Source organism: Salmonella sp. SAL04202, from assembly GCF_046550775.1.
Taxonomy (GTDB): Bacteria; Pseudomonadota; Gammaproteobacteria; order Enterobacterales; family Enterobacteriaceae; genus Salmonella; species Salmonella enterica.
In genome coordinates this window covers 50519-74002 of record NZ_JBGDXK010000009.1, presented here as the reverse complement: position 1 = coordinate 74002, position 23484 = coordinate 50519, and the positions used below count along the sequence as shown (strand labels likewise).

Here is a 23484-nt window from a genome sequence, read left to right as displayed (position 1 = left end):
GTTCCGTGTCAGTGGTGGCGCATTATAGGGAGTTATTTCTGCCTGACAAGAGGAAATTTAAAATAATTTTCTGAGTGTCTCTTTTTTCATCAACAGCGTGCTTAACGTGCCATAAAATAAGCAAATTGCCGTTATTGCAACTGCAATCACACTTCCAGGTGGCATACTAATAACCAAACGAAAGAGAAAGGAAGAACATTCATGCCTTTAAGCGCACAACAATTAGCCGCACAGAAAAATCTATCCTATGTTCTGGCTGAAAAGCTGGCGCAGCGGATATTAAAGGGTGACTACGCCCCCGGTACGATTCTTCCCGGCGAAATAGAACTGGGCGAGCAGTACGGCGTAAGTCGAACGGCAGTTCGCGAAGCGGTGAAAACGTTGACGGCTAAAGGTATGGTGCTACCCCGTCCGCGCATTGGTACGCGGGTGATGCCGCAGGGAAACTGGAACTTTCTGGATCAAGAGCTGCTGACCTGGTGGATGACGGAAGAAAATTTTCATCAGGTGGTAGATCATTTTCTGGTGATGCGTATTAGCCTGGAGCCGCAAGCCTGCCTGCTGGCGGCGACGCTTGGCACTCCGGAGCAGAAAGCGCGGCTTAATGCCTTAATGGAAGAGATGGTCGCGCTGAAAAAGCATTTTAAGCGTGAACGCTGGATTGAAGTGGATATGGCGTGGCACGAGCATATCTACGAAATGAGCGCCAATCCCTTTCTAATCTCTTTTGCTACGCTATTTCATTCGGTTTATCACACTTACTTTACCTCAATCACCTATAACGAGGTGGTAAAGCTGGATTTGCACCAGGCCATTGTTGATGCCATCGCTGATGGCGACGGCGAACGCGCTTTCCAGGCCTGTCAGGCGTTGTTAATAGCGCCCAATGAGAGACCAGATAATTAACAGGATATTGAATGACCAGCAAAAAAGCGCGCAGTATGGCTGGCCTGCCGTGGATCGCGGCGATGGCCTTCTTTATGCAGGCGCTAGACGCCACCATTTTGAATACCGCTTTACCGGCTATTGCGCATAGTCTTAACCGTTCCCCACTCGCCATGCAGTCCGCTATTATCAGTTATACCCTGACAGTAGCTATGTTAATTCCGGTAAGCGGCTGGTTGGCTGACCGCTTCGGTACGCGTCGCGTCTTTATGGTTGCCGTAAGTCTGTTTACGTTAGGCTCGCTGGCCTGCGCGCTCTCCAGTTCACTATCTGAATTGGTTATTTTTCGCGTCGTACAAGGCGTCGGCGGAGCGATGATGATGCCAGTGGCGCGACTGGCGTTATTGCGAGCCTATCCGCGTAGTGAGCTGCTGCCCGTTCTTAACTTTGTCACTATGCCGGGGCTGGTAGGTCCGATTCTGGGGCCGGTATTAGGCGGCGTACTGGTGACCTGGGCAAGCTGGCACTGGATCTTCCTGATTAATATTCCCATTGGTGTTGCAGGCATTCTGTATGCCCGCAAATATATGCCCAACTTCACCACGCCGCGTCGCAAGTTTGACATGACCGGCTTCTTTCTTTTTGGGTTAAGTCTGGTTTTATTTTCCAGCGGAATGGAACTGTTTGGCGAAAAGATTGTGGCGACATGGATCGCATCCGCCATTATTTTTTGCAGTATCGTTCTACTATTGGCCTATATCCGCCACGCCCGCCGTCATCCGACACCGTTAATATCACTATCGCTGTTTAAGACACGCACATTTTCCGTCGGTATTGCCGGCAACCTCGCCACGCGTCTGGGGACAGGCTGCGTACCTTTTTTGATGCCGTTAATGCTACAGGTTGGTTTTGGCTACCCGGCTCTGATCGCCGGCTGCATGATGGCGCCGACAGCTTTGGGTTCTATTATCGCGAAATCGACCGTAACGCAGGTTTTACGACGTTTGGGATACCGGAAGACTCTGGTCGGCATTACGGTATTTATCGGTCTGATGATTGCCCAGTTTTCGTTTCAATCTCCCGCCATGCCGATCTGGATGCTCGTACTGCCGCTATTCATTCTTGGAATGGCGATGTCCACTCAATTTACGGCAATGAATACGATTACTCTTGCGGATCTGACGGACGATAATGCCAGCAGCGGCAACAGCGTTCTGGCGGTTACGCAGCAATTGTCTATCAGTTTAGGCGTGGCGATCAGCGCGGCGGTGTTACGTATTTATGAAGGTTTTGCGGGCACCAGTACCGTGGAACAGTTCCACTATACCTTTATCACGATGGGGGCGATCACTATCGCGTCCGCGCTGATGTTTATGCTGCTAAGAGCCAAAGACGGCAACAATCTGATTAAAGAACGGCATAAATCTAAACCGACCCACGCACCGTCAAAACCGGAGTAAGCTGAAGTCGCTGTTGTTGCAAGGCGGGCTGCGCCATCCGATGAATCAACACATCAATAGCCAGCTCGCCCAATTCATCTTTCGGCTGATGGATAGTCGTCAGCGGCGGCGTCATATAGCGCGCCAGCTCAATATCATCATAGCCAATGACCGCCATATCCTGCGGAATACGAAGCCCCGCCTGATATAGCGCCTGATAGGCGCCGACAGCCATCGCATCGTTTCCGGTAAAAACCGCTTGCGGTCGCTGTTGATGGGCGAGTAACGCCTGCATGGCGTCAAAGCCGCCGCCAAATTCAAAATCGCCGGTGATCTCATAGCCTTGCGGAATAGCCAGCCCTGCGCGTTTCATCGCCGCCCGATACCCTTCCAGCCGTAAACGCGCTGGCGTTTTGTCCAGCGGGCCGGTAATACAGGCTATTCGGGTAAATCCTTTATCGATAAGGTGTTGGGTGGCAAGATCGCCGCCTAACAACGAATTATCCTGAATGAGATCGCTACCGCCCTCGCCATCAAACGGCGACCAGTCCATCATGACGGTAGGAATAGACGGATAACGCTCCATGATTTCACGAGAAGGCTGATGCGTTTCGGTACACAGCAGCAGTAAACCGTCTACCCGTTTTTGCATCAGCGTCTCCAGGTTGCGGTTCATCCGTTGCTCGTCGCCTTCGGTATTGCACAGCACCAGACTATAACCGCGCTCAAAACAGCTTCGCTCAACGCCGCGCACCAGTTCGGAATAAAAAGGGTTGGTACTGGCGGTAATCAGCATACCAATCGTGCGGGTCTGGTTTAACTTGAGGCTTCGCGCCAGCGCAGAAGGCGCATAGTTAAGTGATTTAATCGCCGCTTCAACTTTTTCGGTTATCGTCTCACTCACAAAGCGATCTTTGTTAATAACGTGAGAGACCGTCGATGTAGAGACTCCCGCCAGGCGGGCAACATCTTTCATAGTAGCCAAGCGTTACCCCTGCTGATGTAAAAACGCTTCTATCTCTTCGCGCCACGGAACGGAAGGTTGCGCGCCTTTACGCGTTACGGCAATCGCGGCGGCGGCATGGGCAAAGCGAATCGCTTCCGGCAACGGCGTCTCCTCCAGTATCGCGGTGATAAAGGCGCCGTTAAACGTATCTCCGGCGGCAATGGTATCGACAGCCTCAACGCTAAATCCAGGAACGCGGCGGCCCTCGCCGTTTACGCTGGCCCAGACGCCACGGCTTCCTAAGGTAATTAATACGGTTCGAATGCCTTTATCATGCAAAACCTGCGCAGCTTTCGCGGCATCGTCGTCATTTTCCACACGCATGCCCGTCAGCTTTTCAGCTTCCGTTTCATTTGGCGTGATGATGTCCACCAGCGCCAGCAGTTCATCCGGTAGCTCACGGGCAGGCGCCGGGTTAAGCGCAACAGTAGTATGATGTTGATGGGCGATTTTCGCCGCCGCCAGTACGCTTTCCAGCGGCGATTCCAGCTGCATCAGTAACGCATCCGCCTGCGCGATACGTTCACATTGCGCATCAACCAACGCCGGCGATAACGCGGCATTCGCTCCGGCATGAATACCGATGACGTTCTCGCCTTCGCCGTTAACGAAAATCAGCGCCACCCCGGTAGACTCGCCTTTAATGACGCTAACTGGCGTGATATCAATACGATCGCTGACTAATTGTTTACGAATACTGTCGCCAATATCGTCATCGCCCGTGCAGGCAATAAACGCAATATTTGCCCCGCTACGTCCCGCAGCAACCGCCTGATTCGCGCCTTTCCCGCCAAACGCGACCTGATAATGGCTACCGGTTACCGTTTCACCCGGGGTAGGGAAGGACTCAAGATTAAGGATATGATCGGCATTAATGCTGCCAAGGACGATGAGATTACCTGCGGTTTTCATATTCGGGGTTCCACGTCAAAGTGCGCCACCGGTTAGGGTGGCGCGTGCCCTGCTTTTCTTTTTTTACGTTCACCTCAGCGGAGGCTCGCGTATTTCTGTCGCCATCAGGCCATAGTTGACCCGTGTCGTTTATTACTGCTTGATGACCAGTTTCAGGTCAACCGGATATTTGGCCTGAACTTTTTCGCCTTTCAGCACCTTATCCGCAACTTCAACGCCTTTGGCGCCGATTTGATCCGGTAACTGAGCGATAGTCGCTGCCAGTTTGCCATCTTTTACGGCCTTTTCGCCATCCGGCGTACCGTCAAATCCAACCACCATCACATCTGCTTTACCGGCAGTTTGCAGTGCGCGCAGTGCGCCCAGCGCCATTTCATCGTTCTGGGCGAAGACAGCCTGAACATCCGGATGCGCGGTTAGCAGGTTCTGCATGACGTTCAGACCCTTAGTACGGTCGAAATCAGCAGGCTGGCTGGCCAGGACATTAAATTTGTGGGCGGCTACCGCCTGCTGGAAACCTTCGCCACGCTCACGCGCCGCAGATGTTCCGGCAATGCCTTGCAACTCAATCACTTTGGCGCCTTCGCCAGCTTTTTTCGCGATATAGTCGCCAGCGATCTTACCGCCCAGCACGTTATCAGACGCGATATGGCTGACGACATCGCCTTTGGTTGCCTGGCGGTCAAGCGTGATAACCGGAATCTTCGCCTGGTTCGCCATCTTCACCGCGTTACCCACCGCATCGGAGTCAGTCGGGTTGATCAGCAGAATTTTGGTCCCGCGAACGGTTAAATCCTGCACGTTCGCCAGCTCTTTGGCAGGGTTGTTCTGGGAGTCCAGCACCACCAGGTTATAACCCAGTTTATCCGCCTCTTTTTGCGCCCCGTCTTTTAACGACACGAAGAAGGGATTATTGAGGGTAGAGATCACCAGCGCAATGGTGTCTTTCGCCATTGCATTCGCGCTCACGGTGGCGCTCAGCGCAACAGCAGATACCAGGGTAGCCAGTTTTTTCATGTTCATATTTCAGATGTCCTGTAGTCGTTGTTACTGCTTTTTGTTGTCTACCAGTACCGCCAGCAAAATCACCACCGCTTTGACGATCATCTGGTAATAGGAGGAAACACCTAACAAATTCAAACCATTATTAAGGAAGCCGAGAATCAATGCGCCGATCAATGTCCCAACAATGCGTCCTTTACCGCCTGCAAGGCTGGTGCCGCCCAGCACCACGGCGGCAATAGCATCCAGCTCATAGCCGGTACCCGCCGTCGGCTGCGCGGAAGAGAGGCGCGCCACTTCAATGATGCCCGCCAGCGATGCTGTCAGGCCGCAAAGTGAATAGACGATAATTTTCACTTTGCTCACGCTAATGCCAGACAGACGCGTCGCCGCTTCGTTACCGCCCAGCGCGTAGATATAGCGTCCCAGACGAGTGTGATGCAGCATATACCAGGCGGCGATAAAGACGATAGCCATGATCCAGACCGGCGTAGGAACGCCCAGCGGACGACCGATACCGAACCAGCCAAACAGATCGGCGTTATCGGTAAAGCCGGTGTTGACCGGGCTACCGTCGGTGTAAACCATCGTCACGCCACGCAGTAGCAGCATCATCACCAGCGTAGCGATAAACGCCTGTACGCGGCCCTTCGCGACGATAACGCCAGTGACGGCGCCAATCGCAGCGCCCAGCGCCAGCGCGGCGGCAACCGCGACCAGCGCATTCACTTCAACGCCGACGATTGAAGCGGCAACCGCACCGGTGAGCGCCAGCAGGGAACCGACGGACAGATCGATCCCCGATGTCAGAATCACCAACGTCATCCCCACCGCCATAATGGCGTTAACGGAGGTCTGTTGAAGAATATTGAACAGATTATTAACGGTAAAAAAGTTGGGGCTCAACGTCGAAACAATCGCGATCAACACCAGCAGGGCAATGAGCGACTTCTGCTCAAGAAGCCACGCTTTAGTGAAATAACGGCGACCAGAAACAGCCTGGGTTGTCATCTTTTTTACTCCTGATTCACGCGATTAAGCTTGCCCACTGCGGCAGCCATTAACACTTCCTGGGTGGCCTGCTCGCGAGTAAATTCACCGCTGAGATGCCCTTCATGCATGACGATGATGCGATCGCTCATGCCTAATACTTCTGGCATCTCAGATGAGACCAGAATGATGCTAAGGCCGTCGGCCTTAAACTGGTTGATAAGCTGGTAAATCTCTTTCTTGGCGCCGACGTCCACGCCGCGGGTCGGCTCATCAAGAATGAGCACTTTCGGGCGCGTCATCAACCCGCGGGCAATCGCCACTTTTTGCTGATTACCGCCAGAAAGCAGGCCTATCGCCTGTTCCATTGACGGCGTCTTGACGTTGAACAGACGGATAAAATCCCCCACCGCCTGCTGCTCATCTTTGTGTTTCAGGCTTCCGCCAGCGCGGCTGAAATAGTCCAGCGCCGTCAGCGACATATTCTCTTTAACTGACATGCCGAGCACCAGTCCATCGCGCTTACGGTCTTCAGAGATATAAACGATGCCATTGGCCAGCCCGTCCTGCGGAGAACGCGTCACCACTTCGTGTCCATCGAGCGTCACATAACCGCTGGTTCGCGGCATCGCGCCGTACAATACTTTCATCAGCTCGGTGCGACCGGCGCCCATCAGGCCGGAGATGCCAAGAATCTCGCCTTTTCGCAGCACAAAAGAGACATCATTCACGCCCGGTCCGCACAGATTATCGACCTTCAGGCGAATCTCACCCGGCGCGTTATCCAGATGCGGGTACTGATCTTCCAGCTTACGTCCCACCATCATTTCGATAAGAGAATCTTCGGTCAACGTGGCCACTTCACGCTCGGCGATAAATTGCCCATCGCGGAAGACCGTCACGTCATCGCAAATTTCGAAAATCTCTTTCATACGGTGAGAGATATAGACAATGCCGCGCCCCTGCGATTTTAATTCGCGGATAACGCGGAACAGAGAGTCGGTTTCAGTGTCGGTCAGCGCATCGGTCGGTTCATCCATAATGATGACTTTGGATTCGAAGCTCAGCACTTTGGCGATTTCCACCATTTGCTGATCGCCGATAGAGAGTTCGCCCACCAGCTTATCGCTCTTAAAGCGCAGATTGAGTTTGGCTAAGAGCTGGTCGGCTTCGGCATACATCTTTTTCCAGTCGATTTTGCCAAAGCGATTAACAAATTCACGGCCCAGGAAGATGTTTTCCGCAATGGTCAACTGCGGGATCAGGTTCAGTTCCTGATGAATAATGCCGATCCCGGCTTCCTGAGACGATTTAGGCCCGTTAAAGGTGGTCTCTTTACCCAGCCATAACAACGATCCCGCATCTCGCGTATAGATGCCGGTTAATACTTTCATCATGGTGGATTTTCCGGCGCCGTTTTCCCCCACCAGCGCCATAACGCGGCCAGGATAAACGTTTAACGCGGCGCCGGAGAGAGCCTTCACGCCGGGGAACGCTTTATCGATCCCTTTGAGTTGCAGTAATGCGTCCATAGCGGCCTCAGAAAGTGACGCCAGCGCAAAGAATGACGTTCGCATACGGGGAACACTCCCCGCTGCGAATCACCGCCTGACTGTCTGCAGTCAATTTTTTGAATTGTTCGTGTGTCGTATAACTAATTTTTATGGTGTTTCCCTGGTGTTGCTGCAGTTGCTCAAGGTGAGTGAGCAACGTTTCGTGGAGCTGCGGATTCTGTTGTTTGATTTCCGTTGCAAGAATCGCCGCCTCAACCTGCATTTCCCGGGTCACGACATCCACCACCTGCATAAAAGAAGGTACGCCCTGGGTTAGTGCCATATCGATACGCGCAGTGCTATTCGGGATGGGTAAACCCGCATCACAGACCACCAGAGTATCAGTATGCCCCAGACGGGAAATGACCGACGAGATTTCAGAGTTGAGTACGGTGCCTTTCTTCATTTTTCTGCTCCACTAGCGAAACGTTTCGCTGGCCGCAGTGTAACCCTGGATGTGTTCATAAAACCATCATGACGTAACAGAATTGTGATCGCCGTCGAAACGTTTCGCTAGCGGAAATCAGGTGAAGATAATCGCCCGATGGCGATTATCTTGTGGGAATCTACGGATTGGCCAGGCCGGGTAAGCCAACGCGGCCCCCGGCATGTTGATGGGAGGTTAAATCTCGACCTGCGTACCTAACTCAATCACGCGGTTAGGCGGGATCTCGAACTGATCCGGCGCGCGCAGGGCGTTGCGTTGCAACAACAAATACAGCTTGCCGCGCAGACGCAAATACCACGGGCGTTTGCCGACAATCAACGACTCGTGCGACATAAAGAACGACGTTTCCATCATCCGACAGCTAAGCCCTTCCAGACCGCAGCGGTGGAACACCTCTTCAACGTTTGGCGTTTCGCGCCAGCCGTAGCTGGCCACCACGCGCCAGAATGTCGGAGACAACTGCTCAATCTGCACCCGGCGAACGTTATGCACATAAGGCGCATCTTCCGTACGCAACGTCAGTAAGATTACGCGCTCATGCAACACTTTGTTGTGCTTCAGGTTATGCAATAAAGCAAAAGGGATCACACTGAGCGCGCGCGACATGTATACGGCAGTACCCGGCACCCGAACCGGCGGTGACTTCTCCAGCGAAGCAATCATCGCTTCCAGCGAATTACCGTGTTCATGCATACGACGCAACAGACGGAAACGCTCGCTCTTCCAGGTGGTCATGATCGTGAACATGATCAGGCCCAGGCTCAGCGGCAGCCAACCACCGGACAACAATTTATCGAGGTTGGCCGAGAACAGCGGGATATCCACGCACAGGAATGCGATGAGGATCAGCGCGACAAAATATTTGTTCCAGTGCCAGTTCTTACGCGCCACGGTCGTAGAAAGAATAGACGTCAGCACCATCGTGCCGGTCACGGCGATGCCATAGGCCGCCGCCAGGTTGCTGGAGTGCTCAAAGCTAACAATAACAACCACGACCGCGAAATAAAGCAGCCAGTTAACGAAAGGGATATAGATCTGACCGGACTCCATCTCGGAGGTATGGATAATGCGCATTGGCGACAAATAGCCAAGACGCACAGCCTGACGCGTCAGCGAAAAGACGCCGGAAATTACCGCCTGGGAGGCGATCACCGTCGCCAGCGCGGCCAGAATCAGCAGCGGAATTAACGCCCAGTCCGGCGCCAACAGGAAGAAGGGGTTTTTAATCGCTTCCGGATGCTTTAGTAGCAATGCGCCCTGACCAAAGTAGTTCAGTACTAACGACGGCAATACCACGGTAAACCACGCCAGGCGAATCGGGAACTTACCGAAGTGTCCCATATCGGCGTACAACGCCTCTACGCCGGTAATCGACAGCACCACCGCGCCCAACGCAATAAACGATACGGTTTTATATTCAAGGAAAAAACGTACCGCCCAGACAGGATTCAGCGCATGTAACACTTCGGGATTGGCGATAATACTGCGTAGGCCAAGTACCGCCAGGATTAAAAACCAGGTCAGCATGATCGGCGCAAAGAGTTTTCCTACCATTCCCGTACCGTGCTTCTGAATCATAAACAACAGAGTCAGCACAATAATGGAGAGCGGGACAATCCAGGTATCCAGCTGCGGCGCGACAATCTCCAGGCCTTCAATCGCCGACATCACCGAAATCGCCGGCGTAATGACCACTTCGCCATAGAAAAAGCTGCCGCCTATCAGTCCCATGATAACTAACATGGATGTGGTGCGCGCCGAGGTATTACGCCCGGCAAGCGACATCAGCGTCAAAATTCCACCTTCACCCGCGTTATCGGCGCGCATCACGAAGGTGAGATATTTGATGGAAACCACAAAGATGAGTAGCCAGAAGATCAGCGACAGAAAACCAAACACGGCATCTCGTTCAACGCCAAAACCAAACTGACCGGACAAACATTCACGAAGCGTATAAAGCGGGCTGGTACCAATATCACCGTAGACAACCCCAATAGCTGCGAGGGTAATCGCAGGCAACGATTGCTTATTATCAGTGCTCATAGACTCATCTTTCGTTTATACACGTCACCCTTCACACTACCTCCTTGTCGGCTGCATTCGCTTACCCCAGTCACACGTTTAAGTCAGTGCCAGGGGATTCACTCCTTTGCCGCCTTGATGTAGTTTGAATGAATGAGTGTATAGATATGAAATGTGTGCTTAGTCCCTTGGCCCACAAAAAAGCGCACAGTATGCACGATTAATCATAAAATCGTACCCCTAAATGAAGCCAGATTAACCTGGCTCAAAGAAAAATAAACAGCGCGTCAGACGATTACAGCCCCGGTGGTGAAACGTCTATACTCGCAATTAGCATGATCCATTTGTCGAAAGGACGCCTCTTTATTATGGCTCACCCACATTTATTAGCGGAAAGAATTTCCCGTCTGAGCAGCGCCCTTGAGAAGGGGCTGTATGAACGTAGTCACGCCATACGCCTTTGCCTACTGGCGGCATTAAGCGGTGAAAGCGTCTTTTTGTTGGGCCCGCCCGGTATCGCCAAGAGTCTGATTGCCCGCCGCCTGAAGTTTGCTTTCCAGCGCGCCCGCGCTTTTGAATATCTGATGACACGCTTTTCCACGCCGGAAGAGGTGTTTGGCCCGCTCTCTATTCAGGCGCTGAAAGATGAAGGTCGCTATGAACGCTTAACGACCGGCTACCTTCCCGAAGCCGAAATCGTTTTTCTGGATGAAATCTGGAAAGCCGGGCCCGCTATCCTGAACACATTGCTGACCGCCATTAACGAACGCCATTTCCGCAACGGCGCATTTGAGGAAAAAATTCCGATGCGGCTGCTGGTGGCGGCCTCTAACGAACTGCCCGAAGCGGACAGCAGCCTGGAAGCCTTGTACGACCGAATGTTGATTCGCCTGTGGCTGGATAAAGTTCAGGATAAAGCCAATTTCCGCTCCATGCTGGTTAGTCAGCAGGATGAGAGCGATAACCCGGTCCCCGCCTCGTTACAGGTTAGCGACGAAGAATATCAACAGTGGCAAAAAGATATCGGCGCGATTTCACTCCCTGATCCGGTCTTTGAGCTGATATTTACTCTGCGCCAACAGCTGGATAATTTGCCGAATGCGCCTTATGTCTCCGACCGTCGCTGGAAGAAAGCCATCCGCCTGTTACAGGCCAGCGCCTTCTTTAGCGGACGCGACGCGGTTGCGCCGATTGACCTTATCCTGCTAAAAGATTGCTTGTGGTATGACGCGCAGAGTCTGAATCTCATGCAACAGCAACTGGAAATATTGATGACCGGACACGCCTGGCAGCAGCAGGCCATGCTGACTCGCCTCGGCGGTATCGTCCAGCGCCGCCTCCAGTTGCAGCAACAGCAAAGCGATAAAACCGCCTTCACCGTCATTAAAGAAGGCGGTATGTTCAGCCGCCGCCCGCATTACACTTTACCGCCGGAAGCCAGCGCGTCAACGTTGACGTTATTGCTACAAAAACCGCTAAAACTGCATGATATGGAAGTGATCCATATTACCTTTGACCGCAGCGCGCTGGAACTTTGGCTGACCAAAGGCGGCGAGATCCGCGGCAAACTGAACGGGATCGGCTTTGCCCAAACGTTGAATATGGAAGTCGATAACGCTCAACATCTGGTGGTGCGCGACATCAGTCTACAAGGTACCCGTCTGGCGTTACCGGGAGCGGCTGAAGACAGTATGCCTGCGGAGATCAAACAGCAGCTGGAAACGTTAGAAAACGACTGGCGCCAGCAGCATACCCGCTTCAGCGAGCAGCAACATTGCCTGTTTATTCACAGCGACTGGTTAGGGCGCATTGAGGCCAGCCTGCAGGATGTAGGAGAACAGATCCGCCAGGCGCAACAATGCTGACGCTGGATACGCTAAATACCATGCTGGCCGTCAGCGAAGAGGGAATGGTCGAAGAGATGATCCTCGCGCTACTGGCTTCCCCACAGCTGGTCATTTTCTTTGAAAAGTTTCCGCGTTTAAAAAACGCCGTGACCGCCGATCTCCCGCGCTGGCGGGAAGCGCTACGCAGCCGTCTTAAAGACGCACGCGTTCCGCCGGAACTCACGGAAGAGGTCATGTGTTATCAGCAAAGCCAACTTCTCTCTACCCCACAGTTCATCGTGCAACTGCCGCAAATACTGGCGTTGCTTCACCGCCTGCATTCACCGTATGCCGCGCAGGCGAAGCAGTTGACGGAGAGCAACAGTACCTTTACCCCTGCGCTACACACGCTTTTTTTGCAACGCTGGCGGTTAAGTCTGGTCGTGCAGGCCACCACGTTAAACCAGCAATTACTGGAAGAAGAGCGCGAGCAGTTGCTGAGTGACGTTCAGGAACGGATGACGCTGAGCGGGCAACTGGAACCGACGCTGGCGGAAAATGATAATGCCGCAGGCCGCCTGTGGGATATGAGCGCGGGCCAGCTTAAACGTGGTGATTATCAACTGATCGTAAAATACGGCGAATTTCTCGCCGCCCAGCCGGAGCTAATGCAACTGGCGGAACAACTGGGACGTTCGCGGGAAGCCAAATCGGTACCGAAAAAAGACGCGCCGATGGAAACCTTTCGTACACTGGTACGCGAACCCGCTACGGTGCCGGAGCAGGTTGACGGTATTCAGCAAGGCGATGATATTCTGCGCCTGTTGCCGCCAGAGCTGGCGACGCTCGGCATCACCGAGCTGGAATATGAATTCTACCGCCGGTTAGTGGAAAAACAGCTCCTCACCTATCGCCTGCATGGCGAAGCGTGGCGTGAGAAAGTGACCGAACGGCCGGTAGTACACCAGGATGTCGACGAGCAGCCGCGCGGACCGTTTATTGTCTGCGTCGATACTTCAGGCTCGATGGGGGGATTTAACGAGCAGTGCGCAAAAGCGTTCTGCCTGGCGTTGATGCGCGTTGCGCTGGCGGATAACCGCCGCTGCTTTATTATGCTGTTTTCCACTGACGTTGTGCGTTATGAACTCTCCGGCCCGGAAGGTATTGAGCAGGCCATCCGCTTTTTAAGTCAACGTTTTCGCGGCGGCACGGATATCGCCAGCTGTTTTCGCGCCATTATTGAAAGAATGCAGGGACGGGAATGGTTTGATGCCGATGCGGTGGTCATTTCGGATTTTATCGCCCAGCGCTTGCCGGATGACGTGGTGAGCAAAGTGGGAGAGTTGCAGCGTCTTCACCAGCATCGATTCCATGCGGTGGCGATGTCGGCACACGGCAAACCCGGCATCATGCGCATTTTCGATCATATCTGGCGCTTTGATACCGGGATGCGAAGCCGCCTGCTGAGACGCTGGCGGCGCTAACGGCTTATAAAATAGCAGGAATGCTTTCGCGAACCTGCGCGGGCCATACGCCGCACTGTACCTGACCAATATGCGGCAATTGCAGCAGCAACATCGTCAGACGCGACTGCCCAATCCCGCCGCCGATGGTCTGCGGCATTTCGCCGCGCAGCAGCGCCTGATGCCACTCCAGTTGCAGACGATCTTCATCACCGGTCAACGCCAGCTGGCGCATCAGCGTATCGGCATCTACGCGGATACCCATAGAGGAAAGCTCAAACGCATCTTCCAGCACCGGGTTCCACACCAGGATATCGCCGTTCAGACCGGCGTAGCCCAGCTCAGATGCGGAGCTCCAGTCATCATAATCCGGCGCGCGTACATCATGGCGGTGGCCATCGCTCAGTTTACCGCCGATCCCCACCAGGAAAACGGCGCCAAGTTCTTTGGCGATCGCGCGTTCGCGCCCTTTCGCATCCAGATCCGGATAGCGAGACAACAGCTCCTGGCTGTGAACAAACTGAATTTGCTCTGGCAGGAACGGCGCCAGACCAAACTGTTTATGCACTTCTGCTTCCGTCGCCTTAATTCCTGCCCATATAGCCTCTACTGTGCTTTTCAGGGTGGAAAATTGGCGCTCGCCATCGCCCATGACACGCTCCCAGTCCCACTGATCCACATAGACCGAGTGGAGCGGAGAGAGTCGGTCTTCATCGGGGCGAAGGGCTTTCATGTGCGTGTACAGCCCTTCGCCCGCGCTGAAGTCATGTTGCCCCAGGGTTTGACGTTTCCACTTCGCCAGTGAATGCACCACTTCGAACTGGGCGTCAGGCAACGCTTTCACTTTTACCTGCACCGCTTTTTCACAGCCGGACAAATTATCCTGCGTACCATCCCCTACGCGACTCAGGATCGGCGCCTGGACCTCAATCAGACCCAGACGCTCCTCCAGCTGGCGAGAGAAATGTGATTTCACGAAGCTAATTTGACGTTGTTTGGCAATGTAAGCGGTTTTCATTTTTTTACTCCTGCGTCCTGTTGCCTATGATTAAGCAACAAAACGAGAGCACTATTCAATAATCAACAGATAAAAAGCTAACTTCGGTTTTGATTCGTTAAAAATAATGGCTAAAATAGAGATAATCATTAATCTGCATAAGAAAAAGCGATGGAAAATTATCAGATCGACAATCTGGACCGCGGCATCCTTGACGCCTTAATGGGAAATGCCCGCACTGCCTACGCCGAACTGGCCAAACAATTTGGCGTTAGCCCTGGAACCATTCACGTTCGCGTCGAGAAAATGAAGCAGGCCGGGATCATTACGGGCGCACGGATTGACGTCAGCCCTAAACAACTGGGCTACGATGTGGGCTGCTTTATTGGCATCATCCTCAAAAGCGCCAAAGACTATCCCTCCGCACTGGCCCGGCTGGAAAGCCTGGATGAGGTGACGGAAGCGTATTACACCACCGGTCACTACAGCATCTTTATAAAAGTGATGTGCAAATCAATCGACGCGCTTCAGCACGTACTTATCAACAAGATCCAAACAATTGATGAAATTCAGTCCACTGAGACACTGATCGTCTTGCAGAACCCGATCATGCGCACCATCAAGCCATGATCGGCTTTTTTAATCCCACATTTTTCCACAGGTAGATCCCAGCTCGTTCACAGAGTACAATGCAGCCTCTTTACCTGAGCGAGCGATCAATGGCAGACATTACTCTTATCAGCGGCAGCACCCTGGGCGGCGCCGAATACGTCGCGGAACATCTGGCGGAAAAGCTGGAAGCTGCCGGTTTTTCAACCGAAACGGTGCACGGTCCGTTATTAGAGGATCTGTCAACTTCCGGGATCTGGCTGATAATCAGCTCAACGCACGGCGCCGGAGACATTCCGGACAACCTGACCCCTTTCTATGAAGACCTTCAGACGCAGAAACCCGATCTTTCCGCGGTACGTTTCGGCGCAATTGGCATTGGCAGTCGAGAATACGACACGTTTTGCGGCGCGATTGAGAAAATAGAAGCGGAACTGAAAGGCGCTGGCGCAAAACAGGTTGGGGAAACACTGAAGATCAACATCCTTGAACATGAGATTCCGGAAGATCCAGCGGAGATTTGGCTCGGATCCTGGATTAATTTACTCAAATAAGTGTAAAGATCGTGCGATCCATTGTGGATAAATCTGGTGGAAAGCTTGGATCAACCGGTAGTTATCCAAAGAATAACCGTTGTTCACTTTTTGAGTTGTGTATAAGTACCTGTTTTGATCCCAGCTTATACGGGCCACGATCACCGATCATTCACAGCTAGTGATCCTTTCCAACGCATTGATCTTTATTACAGGATCCGGGTTATCCACAGCCTGGTGCGATCCTAATAAGAGATCACAATAGAACAGATCTCTAAATAAAAAGATCTTCTTTTTAATAGCCCGGATCCCGGGGCTTTCTCCATCGGCTAAAGTTGAGTAGAATCCACCGCCCGGGCTTCAATCCATTTTCACACCGCGTTATGCGAGGCAATTACCATGTTTTATCAGGATCCTTTTGACGTCATTATTATTGGCGGGGGTCATGCAGGCACTGAGGCCGCGATGGCCGCAGCGCGTATGGGTCAACAGACTCTGCTTTTGACACACAATATTGACACGTTGGGACAGATGAGCTGCAACCCGGCGATCGGCGGTATTGGAAAGGGACATCTGGTAAAAGAGGTGGATGCGCTCGGCGGTCTGATGGCGAAAGCGATCGATCAGGCAGGTATTCAGTTTAGGATACTAAATGCCAGCAAAGGTCCGGCCGTTCGCGCTACCCGGGCTCAGGCGGATCGAGTCTTATACCGCCAGGCGGTGCGTACCGCGCTGGAGAATCAGCCGAATCTGATGATCTTCCAGCAAGCGGTTGAAGATCTGATTGTCGAAAACGATCGCGTTGTCGGCGCTGTGACCCAAATGGGGCTCAAATTCCGCGCGAAAGCGGTGGTGCTGACCGTCGGAACCTTCCTCGACGGCAAAATTCATATTGGTCTGGATAACTACAGCGGCGGTCGTGCTGGCGATCCGCCATCCATCCCGCTGTCTCGCCGTCTGCGTGAGCTTCCGCTACGCGTCAGCCGCCTAAAAACCGGCACACCGCCGCGTATTGATGCGCGTACTATCGATTTCAGCGTGTTGGCTCAACAGCATGGCGATAACCCGATGCCGGTTTTCTCGTTTATGGGGAATGCTTCTCAGCATCCGCAACAGGTGCCGTGTTACATCACGCATACCAATGAGAAAACCCATGACGTGATTCGTAATAACCTCGATCGTAGCCCAATGTACGCTGGCGTGATCGAAGGGATCGGCCCACGCTACTGTCCTTCGATCGAAGACAAGGTGATGCGTTTTGCCGATCGTAACCAGCACCAGATCTTCCTGGAGCCGGAAGGACTGACCTCTAACGAGATTTACCCTAACGGTATCTCCACCAGCCTGCCGTTTGACGTGCAGATGCAGATTGTCCGTTCCATGCAGGGTATGGAGAACGCGAAGATCGTTCGCCCTGGTTACGCGATTGAGTACGATTTCTTCGACCCGCGCGATCTGAAACCGACGCTGGAAAGTAAATTTATTCACGGCCTGTTCTTTGCTGGTCAAATCAACGGTACTACCGGCTATGAAGAGGCTGCGGCGCAGGGCTTGCTCGCTGGTCTGAATGCCGCGCGTCTTTCCGCCGACAAAGAGGGCTGGGCGCCTGCGCGTTCTCAGGCTTATCTCGGCGTGCTGGTGGACGATCTCTGTACGCTGGGCACCAAAGAGCCGTATCGCATGTTTACCTCCCGTGCCGAATATCGTCTGATGCTACGTGAGGACAATGCCGATCTGCGTCTGACTGAAATGGGCCGCGAGCTGGGTCTGGTGGATGATGAACGCTGGGCGCGCTTCAACGAGAAGCTGGAAAATATCGAACGCGAACGTCAGCGGCTGAAATCGACATGGGTAACGCCGTCTGCGGAATCCGCCGATGAAGTGAATGCGCATTTGACCACGCCTCTCTCCCGTGAGGCCAGCGGCGAAGATCTGTTGCGTCGTCCGGAAATGACCTACGCGCAGCTCACTTCGCTTGCCGCATTCGCGCCTGCGCTTGAAGATGAGCAAGCCGCTGAGCAGGTGGAAATCCAGGTCAAATACGAAGGCTATATCGCTCGCCAGCAGGATGAGATTGAAAAACAACTACGTAACGAGAATACGTTGCTGCCTGCCACGCTGGATTATCGTCAGGTTTCCGGTCTGTCGAACGAAGTTATCGCCAAGCTGAACGATCATAAACCGGCGTCTATCGGCCAGGCATCGCGTATCTCCGGCGTTACGCCAGCGGCAATCTCCATTCTGCTGGTATGGCTGAAAAAACAAGGTATGCTGCGTCGTAGCGCTTGATAACACTAATTTGGCGGGGGCGCTTCGCTTGCCCGCCCTACAAATTTGTAGGCCCGATAAGCGAAAGCGCATCGGGCATTTGATTATTAACAGGTAATGACCGTGCTCAACAAACTCTCTCGTCTGCTGGCTGATGCCGGTATTTCTCTTACCGATCACCAGAAAACGCTGCTGGTCGCCTACGTTGATATGCTGCACAAATGGAACAAAGCATACAACCTGACGTCAGTGCGGGATCCCAACGAAATGTTGGTACGCCATATTCTCGACAGCATAGTCGTTGCGCCGTATCTTCAGGGACAGCGTTTTATCGACGTAGGAACAGGACCGGGGCTGCCGGGCATCCCGCTGGCTATTGTTCTCCCTGACGCGCATTTCACCTTACTCGACAGCCTGGGCAAGCGGGTACGTTTTCTGCGTCAGGTCCAGCACGAACTGAAACTGGAAAACATCACGCCGGTTCAAAGCCGCGTTGAAGCCTATCCCTCCGAACCGCCGTTTGATGGCGTTATCAGCCGCGCTTTCGCATCGTTGAATGATATGGTGAGCTGGTGTCACCATCTGCCGGGAGAGAAAGGGCGTTTTTATGCCTTAAAAGGGCAATTGCCAGGGGATGAAATTGCCTCACTACCTGACAATTTTAGCGTCGAATCTGTTGAAAAATTACGCGTTCCGCAACTGGAAGGCGAGCGGCATCTGGTGATTATTAAGTCAAACAAAGTTTAATTTTTATCAAAAAAAATAGAAAAAAAACGACGCGGCTTGTGTTAAAAATCGACAGGTATAACGCATTTCAGCGTTGTTACATTTAACTCTGGATTTACGGTTTCGTTTCAACATGACAACGTCGCTTCTTTTGTTAAAACAGAGAGTAATCAACTTTGTAAATATCAGTCTGCTAAAAATCGAATCGAAAAATCACTTTTGCTTGTTAAATTTTTATTATAAATGTCAATGGGGCGTTTTTAAGGTGTAAGCTGGTATTTTTAAAACAGTACCTGGTTTTACGCTTAAATATCAAAAAGATGAAAAGGCATGAATTGACACGTAAATGAATTGCGTAAGCATGAATATGTTTAATGTGTGATCTGGTGCACGCTTTATCGCCAGTGTTTTCGCGCTATTTGCAGTTTTGTACGATCGTTCACACTTTGGCTAAAAGTTAAAAATGCGGGCCAGAGAAAAATATTTAAACATTTATTCACCTTTTGGCTACTTATTGTTTGAAATCACGGGGGCGCACCGTATAATTTGACCGCTTTTTGATGCTTGACTCTAAGTCTTAAAGAACGTTTTATACGACACGCGGCATACCTCGAAGTGAGCAGGAGTAAAAACGTGATGTCTGTGTCGCTCGTGAGTCGAAACGTTGCTCGTAAGCTTCTGTTCATTCAGTTTCTGGCGGTAATAGCAAGTGGATTGCTGTTTTGCCTCAAAGACCCCTTCTGGGGCATCTCTGCAGTATGTGGGGGATTGGCAGTGGCACTGCCTAATATGTTGTTTATGATATTTGCCTGGCGTCACCAGGCGCATACACCTGCTAAGGGCCGCGTGTCCTGGACTTTCGCCTTCGGTGAAGCCTTCAAGGTGTTAGCGATGCTGGTTTTACTGGTGGTGGCGTTGGCGGTTTTAAAGGCGGTGTTTTTGCCGCTGATCGTTACGTGGGTTTTGGTGCTGGTGGTTCAGATACTGGCGCCGGCTGTAATTAACAACAAAGGGTAAAAGGCATCATGGCTTCAGAAAATATGACGCCGCAGGAATACATAGGACACCATCTGAATAACCTTCAGCTGGACCTGCGTACTTTCTCGCTGGTGGATCCGCAGAACCCCCCAGCCACCTTCTGGACGCTCAATATTGACTCCATGTTCTTCTCGGTGGTGCTGGGTCTGTTGTTTCTGGTGATGTTCCGTAGCGTTGCTAAAAAAGCGACCAGCGGCGTGCCAGGCAAGTTTCAGACCGCGATTGAGCTGATAGTCGGCTTTGTGCATGGCAGCGTCAAAGACATGTACCATGGCAAAAGCAAGCTGATTGCGCCGCTGGCCCTGACGATTTTCGTCTGGGTATTCCTTATGAACCTGATGGACTTACTGCCTATCGACCTGCTGCCGTATATCGCTGAGCATTGGCTGGGTCTGCCGGCAACGCGCGTGGTGCCGTCTGCTGACGTCAACATCACCCTGTCGATGGCGCTGGGCGTATTCATCCTTATTCTGTTCTACAGCATCAAAATGAAAGGCATCGGCGGCTTCGCAAAAGAGTTGACGCTGCAGCCGTTCAATCACTGGGCGTTCATTCCTGTCAACTTAATCCTTGAAGGGGTAAGTCTGCTGTCCAAACCGGTTTCTCTCGGTCTGCGACTGTTCGGCAACATGTATGCCGGTGAGCTGATTTTCATTCTGATTGCTGGTCTGTTGCCGTGGTGGTCACAGTGGATTCTGAATGTGCCGTGGGCCATTTTCCACATCCTGATTATTACGCTGCAAGCCTTCATTTTCATGGTTCTGACGATTGTCTATCTGTCGATGGCGTCCGAAGAGCATTAATTTACCAACACTACTACGTTTTAACTGAAACAAACTGGAGACTGTCATGGAAAACCTGAATATGGATCTGCTGTACATGGCTGCCGCTGTGATGATGGGTCTGGCGGCAATCGGTGCTGCGATCGGTATCGGCATCCTCGGGGGTAAATTCCTGGAAGGCGCGGCGCGTCAACCTGATCTGATTCCTCTGCTGCGTACTCAGTTCTTTATCGTTATGGGTCTGGTGGATGCTATCCCGATGATCGCTGTAGGTCTGGGTCTGTACGTGATGTTCGCTGTCGCGTAGTAAGCGTTGCTTGAATTAAGAGCAATATCAGAAGGTTAACTAGATAGAGGCATTGTGCTGTGAATCTTAACGCAACAATCCTCGGCCAGGCCATCGCGTTTATTCTCTTTGTCTGGTTTTGCATGAAGTACGTATGGCCGCCGTTAATGGCAGCCATCGAGAAACGTCAGAAAGAAATTGCTGACGGTCTCGCTTCTGCTGAACGAGCACATAAGGATCTTGACCTTGCAAAGGCCAGCGCGACCGACCAGCTGAAAAAAGCGAAAGCGGAAGCTCAGGTAATCATCGAGCAGGCAAACAAACGCCGCGCTCAGATCCTGGACGAAGCCAAAACTGAAGCAGAGCAGGAACGTACTAAAATCGTGGCGCAGGCGCAGGCGGAAATTGAAGCCGAGCGTAAACGCGCCCGTGAAGAGCTGCGTAAGCAAGTTGCTATCCTGGCTGTTGCTGGCGCCGAGAAGATCATCGAACGTTCCGTGGATGAAGCTGCTAACAGCGACATCGTGGATAAACTTGTCGCTGAACTGTAAGGAGGGAGGGGCTGATGTCTGAATTTGTTACGGTAGCTCGCCCCTACGCCAAAGCAGCTTTTGACTTTGCCGTTGAACACCAAAGTGTAGAGCGCTGGCAGGATATGCTGGCGTTTGCCGCCGAGGTAACCAAGAACGAACAAATGGCAGAGCTTCTCTCTGGCGCGCTGGCGCCGGAAACGCTCGCTGAGTCGTTTATCGCAGTCTGCGGTGAGCAGTTAGACGAAAACGGTCAGAACCTGATTCGGGTGATGGCTGAAAATAATCGTCTGAACGCGCTCCCGGATGTTCTGGAGCAGTTTATTCATCTGCGTGCCGCCAGTGAAGCTACCTCCGAGGTAGAAGTTACGTCGGCAACCGCATTGAGTGAAGAGCAGCTTTCGAAAATCAGCGCCGCGATGGAAAAACGTCTGTCACGCAAAGTGAAGCTGAATTGCAAAATCGATAAGTCTGTAATGGCAGGCGTTATCATCCGGGCGGGTGATATGGTCATTGATGGCAGCGTACGCGGCCGTCTTGAGCGCCTTGCAGACGTCTTGCAGTCTTAAGGGGACTGGAGCATGCAACTGAATTCCACCGAAATCAGCGAACTGATCAAGCAGCGCATTGCTCAGTTCAATGTGGTGAGCGAAGCTCACAACGAAGGTACTATTGTTTCTGTCAGTGACGGTGTTATCCGCATTCACGGCCTGGCCGATTGTATGCAGGGTGAAATGATCTCCCTGCCGGGTAACCGTTACGCTATCGCACTGAACCTGGAGCGCGACTCTGTGGGTGCGGTAGTCATGGGGCCATACGCTGACCTTGCCGAAGGCATGAAGGTTAAATGTACGGGTCGTATCCTGGAAGTTCCGGTTGGCCGCGGTCTGCTGGGACGTGTGGTGAACACCCTGGGTGCGCCAATTGACGGTAAAGGTCCGGTTGATAATGACGGCTTCTCTGCCGTTGAAGCGATTGCGCCGGGCGTTATCGATCGTCAGTCTGTTGATCAGCCGGTGCAGACCGGCTATAAAGCCGTTGACTCCATGATCCCAATCGGTCGTGGTCAGCGTGAACTGATCATCGGTGACCGTCAGACCGGTAAAACCGCGCTGGCTATCGACGCCATCATCAACCAGCGCGACTCCGGCATCAAATGTATCTATGTCGCTATCGGCCAGAAAGCGTCCACCATCTCTAACGTGGTGCGTAAACTGGAAGAACACGGCGCGCTGGCTAACACCATTGTAGTGGTGGCAACCGCGTCCGAATCCGCTGCGCTGCAATATCTGGCGCCGTATGCCGGTTGCGCAATGGGCGAATACTTCCGTGACCGCGGCGAAGATGCACTGATCATTTACGATGACCTGTCTAAACAGGCTGTTGCTTACCGTCAGATCTCCCTGCTGCTCCGTCGTCCGCCAGGACGTGAAGCATTCCCGGGCGACGTATTCTACCTCCACTCTCGTCTGCTGGAGCGTGCTGCGCGTGTTAACGCCGACTACGTCGAAGCCTTCACCAAAGGTGAAGTGAAAGGGAAAACCGGCTCTCTGACCGCGCTGCCGATTATCGAAACGCAGGCAGGTGACGTTTCCGCGTTCGTTCCGACCAACGTAATTTCGATTACCGATGGTCAGATTTTCCTGGAATCTAACCTGTTTAACGCTGGTATTCGTCCTGCGGTTAACCCGGGTATCTCGGTATCCCGTGTAGGTGGCGCAGCCCAGACCAAGATCATGAAAAAACTGTCCGGTGGTATTCGTACCGCGCTGGCGCAGTATCGTGAACTGGCGGCGTTCTCTCAGTTTGCATCCGACCTTGACGATGCCACCCGTAAACAGCTTGACCACGGTCAGAAAGTGACCGAACTGCTGAAACAGAAACAGTATGCGCCGATGTCCGTCGCGCAGCAGTCTCTGGTTCTGTTCGCAGCAGAACGTGGTTATCTGGCGGATGTCGAACTGGCGAAAATCGGTAGCTTCGAAGCCGCACTGTTGGCTTACGTCGACCGTGATCACGCTCCGCTGATGCAAGAGATCAACCAGTCCGGTGGCTATAACGACGAAATCGAAGGCAAGCTGAAAGGCATCCTCGATTCCTTCAAAGCAACCCAGTCCTGGTAACGTCTGGCGGCTTGCCTTAGGGCAGGCCGTAAGGCATTGAGGAGAA

22 protein-coding genes are annotated in these 23484 nt (G+C 52.7%); 14 read left to right on the top strand and 8 right to left on the bottom strand.

Translation table 11 applies throughout. The features are described from left to right. Positions 1-201 precede the first annotated feature (201 nt). Complete coding sequence (locus ACLJQJ_RS22505; RefSeq protein ID WP_001131144.1) at positions 202-906, top strand: FadR/GntR family transcriptional regulator; 705 nt, start codon at positions 202-204, stop codon at positions 904-906. Between the two features lie 11 nt (positions 907-917). Then, positions 918-2345, top strand: a complete 1428-nt coding sequence (mdtD, locus tag ACLJQJ_RS22500; protein ID WP_063809457.1) for a multidrug transporter subunit MdtD — start codon at positions 918-920, stop codon at positions 2343-2345. Here the strand turns inward: mdtD and rbsR are convergent. The 7 genes from rbsR to kup all read right to left on the bottom strand — a co-directional run bounded on the left by rbsR (position 2311) and on the right by kup (position 10278). After that, positions 2311-3309 (bottom strand): ribose operon transcriptional repressor RbsR, encoded by a 999-nt coding sequence (gene rbsR, locus ACLJQJ_RS22495; RefSeq protein ID WP_000224495.1) that lies wholly within the window; start codon positions 3307-3309, stop codon positions 2311-2313. The two genes, mdtD and rbsR, sit on opposite strands and share 35 nt — an antisense overlap. A 3-nt stretch (positions 3310-3312) precedes the next feature. Beyond that, entirely contained in the window at positions 3313-4242 is a 930-nt protein-coding gene (gene rbsK / locus ACLJQJ_RS22490; RefSeq protein WP_063809459.1) for a ribokinase, read from the bottom strand. 132 nt (positions 4243-4374) lie between these two features. Then, positions 4375-5265, bottom strand: coding sequence for a ribose ABC transporter substrate-binding protein RbsB (gene rbsB / locus ACLJQJ_RS22485; RefSeq protein WP_001056260.1), 891 nt, complete (start codon positions 5263-5265; stop codon positions 4375-4377). A gap of 24 nt (positions 5266-5289) precedes the next feature. Beyond that, complete coding sequence (gene rbsC / locus ACLJQJ_RS22480; protein WP_000211345.1) at positions 5290-6255, bottom strand: ribose ABC transporter permease; 966 nt, start codon at positions 6253-6255, stop codon at positions 5290-5292. Positions 6256-6260: 5 nt separating this feature from the next. Then, positions 6261-7766 carry a ribose ABC transporter ATP-binding protein RbsA gene (rbsA, locus tag ACLJQJ_RS22475; RefSeq protein WP_000339366.1) on the bottom strand — a complete coding sequence of 502 codons (1506 nt, stop codon included), beginning with the start codon at positions 7764-7766 and terminating at the stop codon, positions 6261-6263. Between the two features lie 7 nt (positions 7767-7773). Next, complete coding sequence (gene rbsD / locus ACLJQJ_RS22470; protein WP_000715944.1) at positions 7774-8193, bottom strand: D-ribose pyranase; 420 nt, start codon at positions 8191-8193, stop codon at positions 7774-7776. Positions 8194-8409: 216 nt separating this feature from the next. Continuing rightward, on the bottom strand, positions 8410-10278 hold the full coding sequence (kup, locus tag ACLJQJ_RS22465) for a low affinity potassium transporter Kup (protein WP_000102338.1): 1869 nt from the start codon (positions 10276-10278) through the stop codon (positions 8410-8412). 347 nt (positions 10279-10625) lie between these two features. On the opposite strand from kup, the gene ravA reads away from it, so the two are divergent. Beyond that, positions 10626-12122, top strand: a complete 1497-nt coding sequence (gene ravA, locus ACLJQJ_RS22460; RefSeq protein WP_000940987.1) for an ATPase RavA — start codon at positions 10626-10628, stop codon at positions 12120-12122. Beyond that, positions 12116-13567, top strand: coding sequence for an ATPase RavA stimulator ViaA (gene viaA, locus ACLJQJ_RS22455; RefSeq protein WP_000956588.1), 1452 nt, complete (start codon positions 12116-12118; stop codon positions 13565-13567). The genes ravA and viaA overlap by 7 nt, the downstream gene beginning before the upstream one ends. Positions 13568-13571: 4 nt before the next feature. On the opposite strand, the gene asnA is transcribed toward viaA, so the two are convergent. After that, positions 13572-14564 (bottom strand): aspartate--ammonia ligase, encoded by a 993-nt coding sequence (gene asnA / locus ACLJQJ_RS22450; RefSeq protein WP_000845123.1) that lies wholly within the window; start codon positions 14562-14564, stop codon positions 13572-13574. A 150-nt stretch (positions 14565-14714) separates the two neighbouring features. Here asnA and asnC point away from each other — a divergent pair, with 150 nt between their 5' ends. The 10 genes from asnC (at position 14715) to atpA (ending at position 23438) form a co-directional block, all read left to right on the top strand. Beyond that, on the top strand, positions 14715-15173 hold the full coding sequence (gene asnC, locus ACLJQJ_RS22445; RefSeq protein WP_000433018.1) for a transcriptional regulator AsnC: 459 nt from the start codon (positions 14715-14717) through the stop codon (positions 15171-15173). Between the two features lie 89 nt (positions 15174-15262). Beyond that, entirely contained in the window at positions 15263-15706 is a 444-nt protein-coding gene (gene mioC / locus ACLJQJ_RS22440; protein WP_000763722.1) for an FMN-binding protein MioC, read from the top strand. A gap of 378 nt (positions 15707-16084) precedes the next feature. Then, positions 16085-17974: a tRNA uridine-5-carboxymethylaminomethyl(34) synthesis enzyme MnmG gene (mnmG, locus tag ACLJQJ_RS22435; RefSeq protein ID WP_000499872.1), complete on the top strand. Its 1890-nt coding sequence runs from the start codon at positions 16085-16087 to the stop codon at positions 17972-17974. A 102-nt stretch (positions 17975-18076) separates the two neighbouring features. Continuing rightward, positions 18077-18700, top strand: a complete 624-nt coding sequence (gene rsmG / locus ACLJQJ_RS22430) for a 16S rRNA (guanine(527)-N(7))-methyltransferase RsmG (RefSeq protein WP_001519938.1) — start codon at positions 18077-18079, stop codon at positions 18698-18700. A 615-nt stretch (positions 18701-19315) separates the two neighbouring features. After that, the gene (gene atpI / locus ACLJQJ_RS22425; protein WP_000116685.1) at positions 19316-19696 is read left to right on the top strand and encodes a F0F1 ATP synthase subunit I; all 381 of its coding nucleotides are present in this window, start codon (positions 19316-19318) and stop codon (positions 19694-19696) included. A gap of 8 nt (positions 19697-19704) precedes the next feature. Next, on the top strand, positions 19705-20520 hold the full coding sequence (atpB, locus tag ACLJQJ_RS22420; protein WP_000135632.1) for a F0F1 ATP synthase subunit A: 816 nt from the start codon (positions 19705-19707) through the stop codon (positions 20518-20520). Between the two features lie 46 nt (positions 20521-20566). Next, entirely contained in the window at positions 20567-20806 is a 240-nt protein-coding gene (gene atpE / locus ACLJQJ_RS22415) for a F0F1 ATP synthase subunit C (protein ID WP_000429386.1), read from the top strand. A 59-nt stretch (positions 20807-20865) separates the two neighbouring features. Continuing rightward, the gene (gene atpF / locus ACLJQJ_RS22410) at positions 20866-21336 is read left to right on the top strand and encodes a F0F1 ATP synthase subunit B (protein ID WP_001052212.1); all 471 of its coding nucleotides are present in this window, start codon (positions 20866-20868) and stop codon (positions 21334-21336) included. 14 nt (positions 21337-21350) lie between these two features. Then, the gene (atpH, locus tag ACLJQJ_RS22405) at positions 21351-21884 is read left to right on the top strand and encodes a F0F1 ATP synthase subunit delta (RefSeq protein WP_001288957.1); all 534 of its coding nucleotides are present in this window, start codon (positions 21351-21353) and stop codon (positions 21882-21884) included. A gap of 12 nt (positions 21885-21896) precedes the next feature. Further along, positions 21897-23438, top strand: coding sequence for a F0F1 ATP synthase subunit alpha (atpA, locus tag ACLJQJ_RS22400; RefSeq protein WP_001176751.1), 1542 nt, complete (start codon positions 21897-21899; stop codon positions 23436-23438). Positions 23439-23484 lie beyond the last annotated feature (46 nt).

Coding starts and splice junctions, on each gene's coding strand:
- atpI (WP_000116685.1), top strand. CDS start 19,316: ATGTCTGTGTCGCTCGTGAGTCGAAACGTTGCTCGTAAGCTTCTGTTC.
- kup (WP_000102338.1), bottom strand. CDS start 10,278: ATGAGCACTGATAATAAGCAATCGTTGCCTGCGATTACCCTCGCAGCT.
- asnC (WP_000433018.1), top strand. CDS start 14,715: ATGGAAAATTATCAGATCGACAATCTGGACCGCGGCATCCTTGACGCC.
- rbsD (WP_000715944.1), bottom strand. CDS start 8,193: ATGAAGAAAGGCACCGTACTCAACTCTGAAATCTCGTCGGTCATTTCC.
- rbsB (WP_001056260.1), bottom strand. CDS start 5,265: ATGAACATGAAAAAACTGGCTACCCTGGTATCTGCTGTTGCGCTGAGC.
- rbsC (WP_000211345.1), bottom strand. CDS start 6,255: ATGACAACCCAGGCTGTTTCTGGTCGCCGTTATTTCACTAAAGCGTGG.
- asnA (WP_000845123.1), bottom strand. CDS start 14,564: ATGAAAACCGCTTACATTGCCAAACAACGTCAAATTAGCTTCGTGAAA.
- atpB (WP_000135632.1), top strand. CDS start 19,705: ATGGCTTCAGAAAATATGACGCCGCAGGAATACATAGGACACCATCTG.
- atpA (WP_001176751.1), top strand. CDS start 21,897: ATGCAACTGAATTCCACCGAAATCAGCGAACTGATCAAGCAGCGCATT.
- ravA (WP_000940987.1), top strand. CDS start 10,626: ATGGCTCACCCACATTTATTAGCGGAAAGAATTTCCCGTCTGAGCAGC.
- viaA (WP_000956588.1), top strand. CDS start 12,116: ATGCTGACGCTGGATACGCTAAATACCATGCTGGCCGTCAGCGAAGAG.
- rbsA (WP_000339366.1), bottom strand. CDS start 7,766: ATGGACGCATTACTGCAACTCAAAGGGATCGATAAAGCGTTCCCCGGC.
- mnmG (WP_000499872.1), top strand. CDS start 16,085: ATGTTTTATCAGGATCCTTTTGACGTCATTATTATTGGCGGGGGTCAT.
- ACLJQJ_RS22505 (WP_001131144.1), top strand. CDS start 202: ATGCCTTTAAGCGCACAACAATTAGCCGCACAGAAAAATCTATCCTAT.
- atpE (WP_000429386.1), top strand. CDS start 20,567: ATGGAAAACCTGAATATGGATCTGCTGTACATGGCTGCCGCTGTGATG.
- mdtD (WP_063809457.1), top strand. CDS start 918: ATGACCAGCAAAAAAGCGCGCAGTATGGCTGGCCTGCCGTGGATCGCG.
- rbsK (WP_063809459.1), bottom strand. CDS start 4,242: ATGAAAACCGCAGGTAATCTCATCGTCCTTGGCAGCATTAATGCCGAT.
- mioC (WP_000763722.1), top strand. CDS start 15,263: ATGGCAGACATTACTCTTATCAGCGGCAGCACCCTGGGCGGCGCCGAA.
- atpH (WP_001288957.1), top strand. CDS start 21,351: ATGTCTGAATTTGTTACGGTAGCTCGCCCCTACGCCAAAGCAGCTTTT.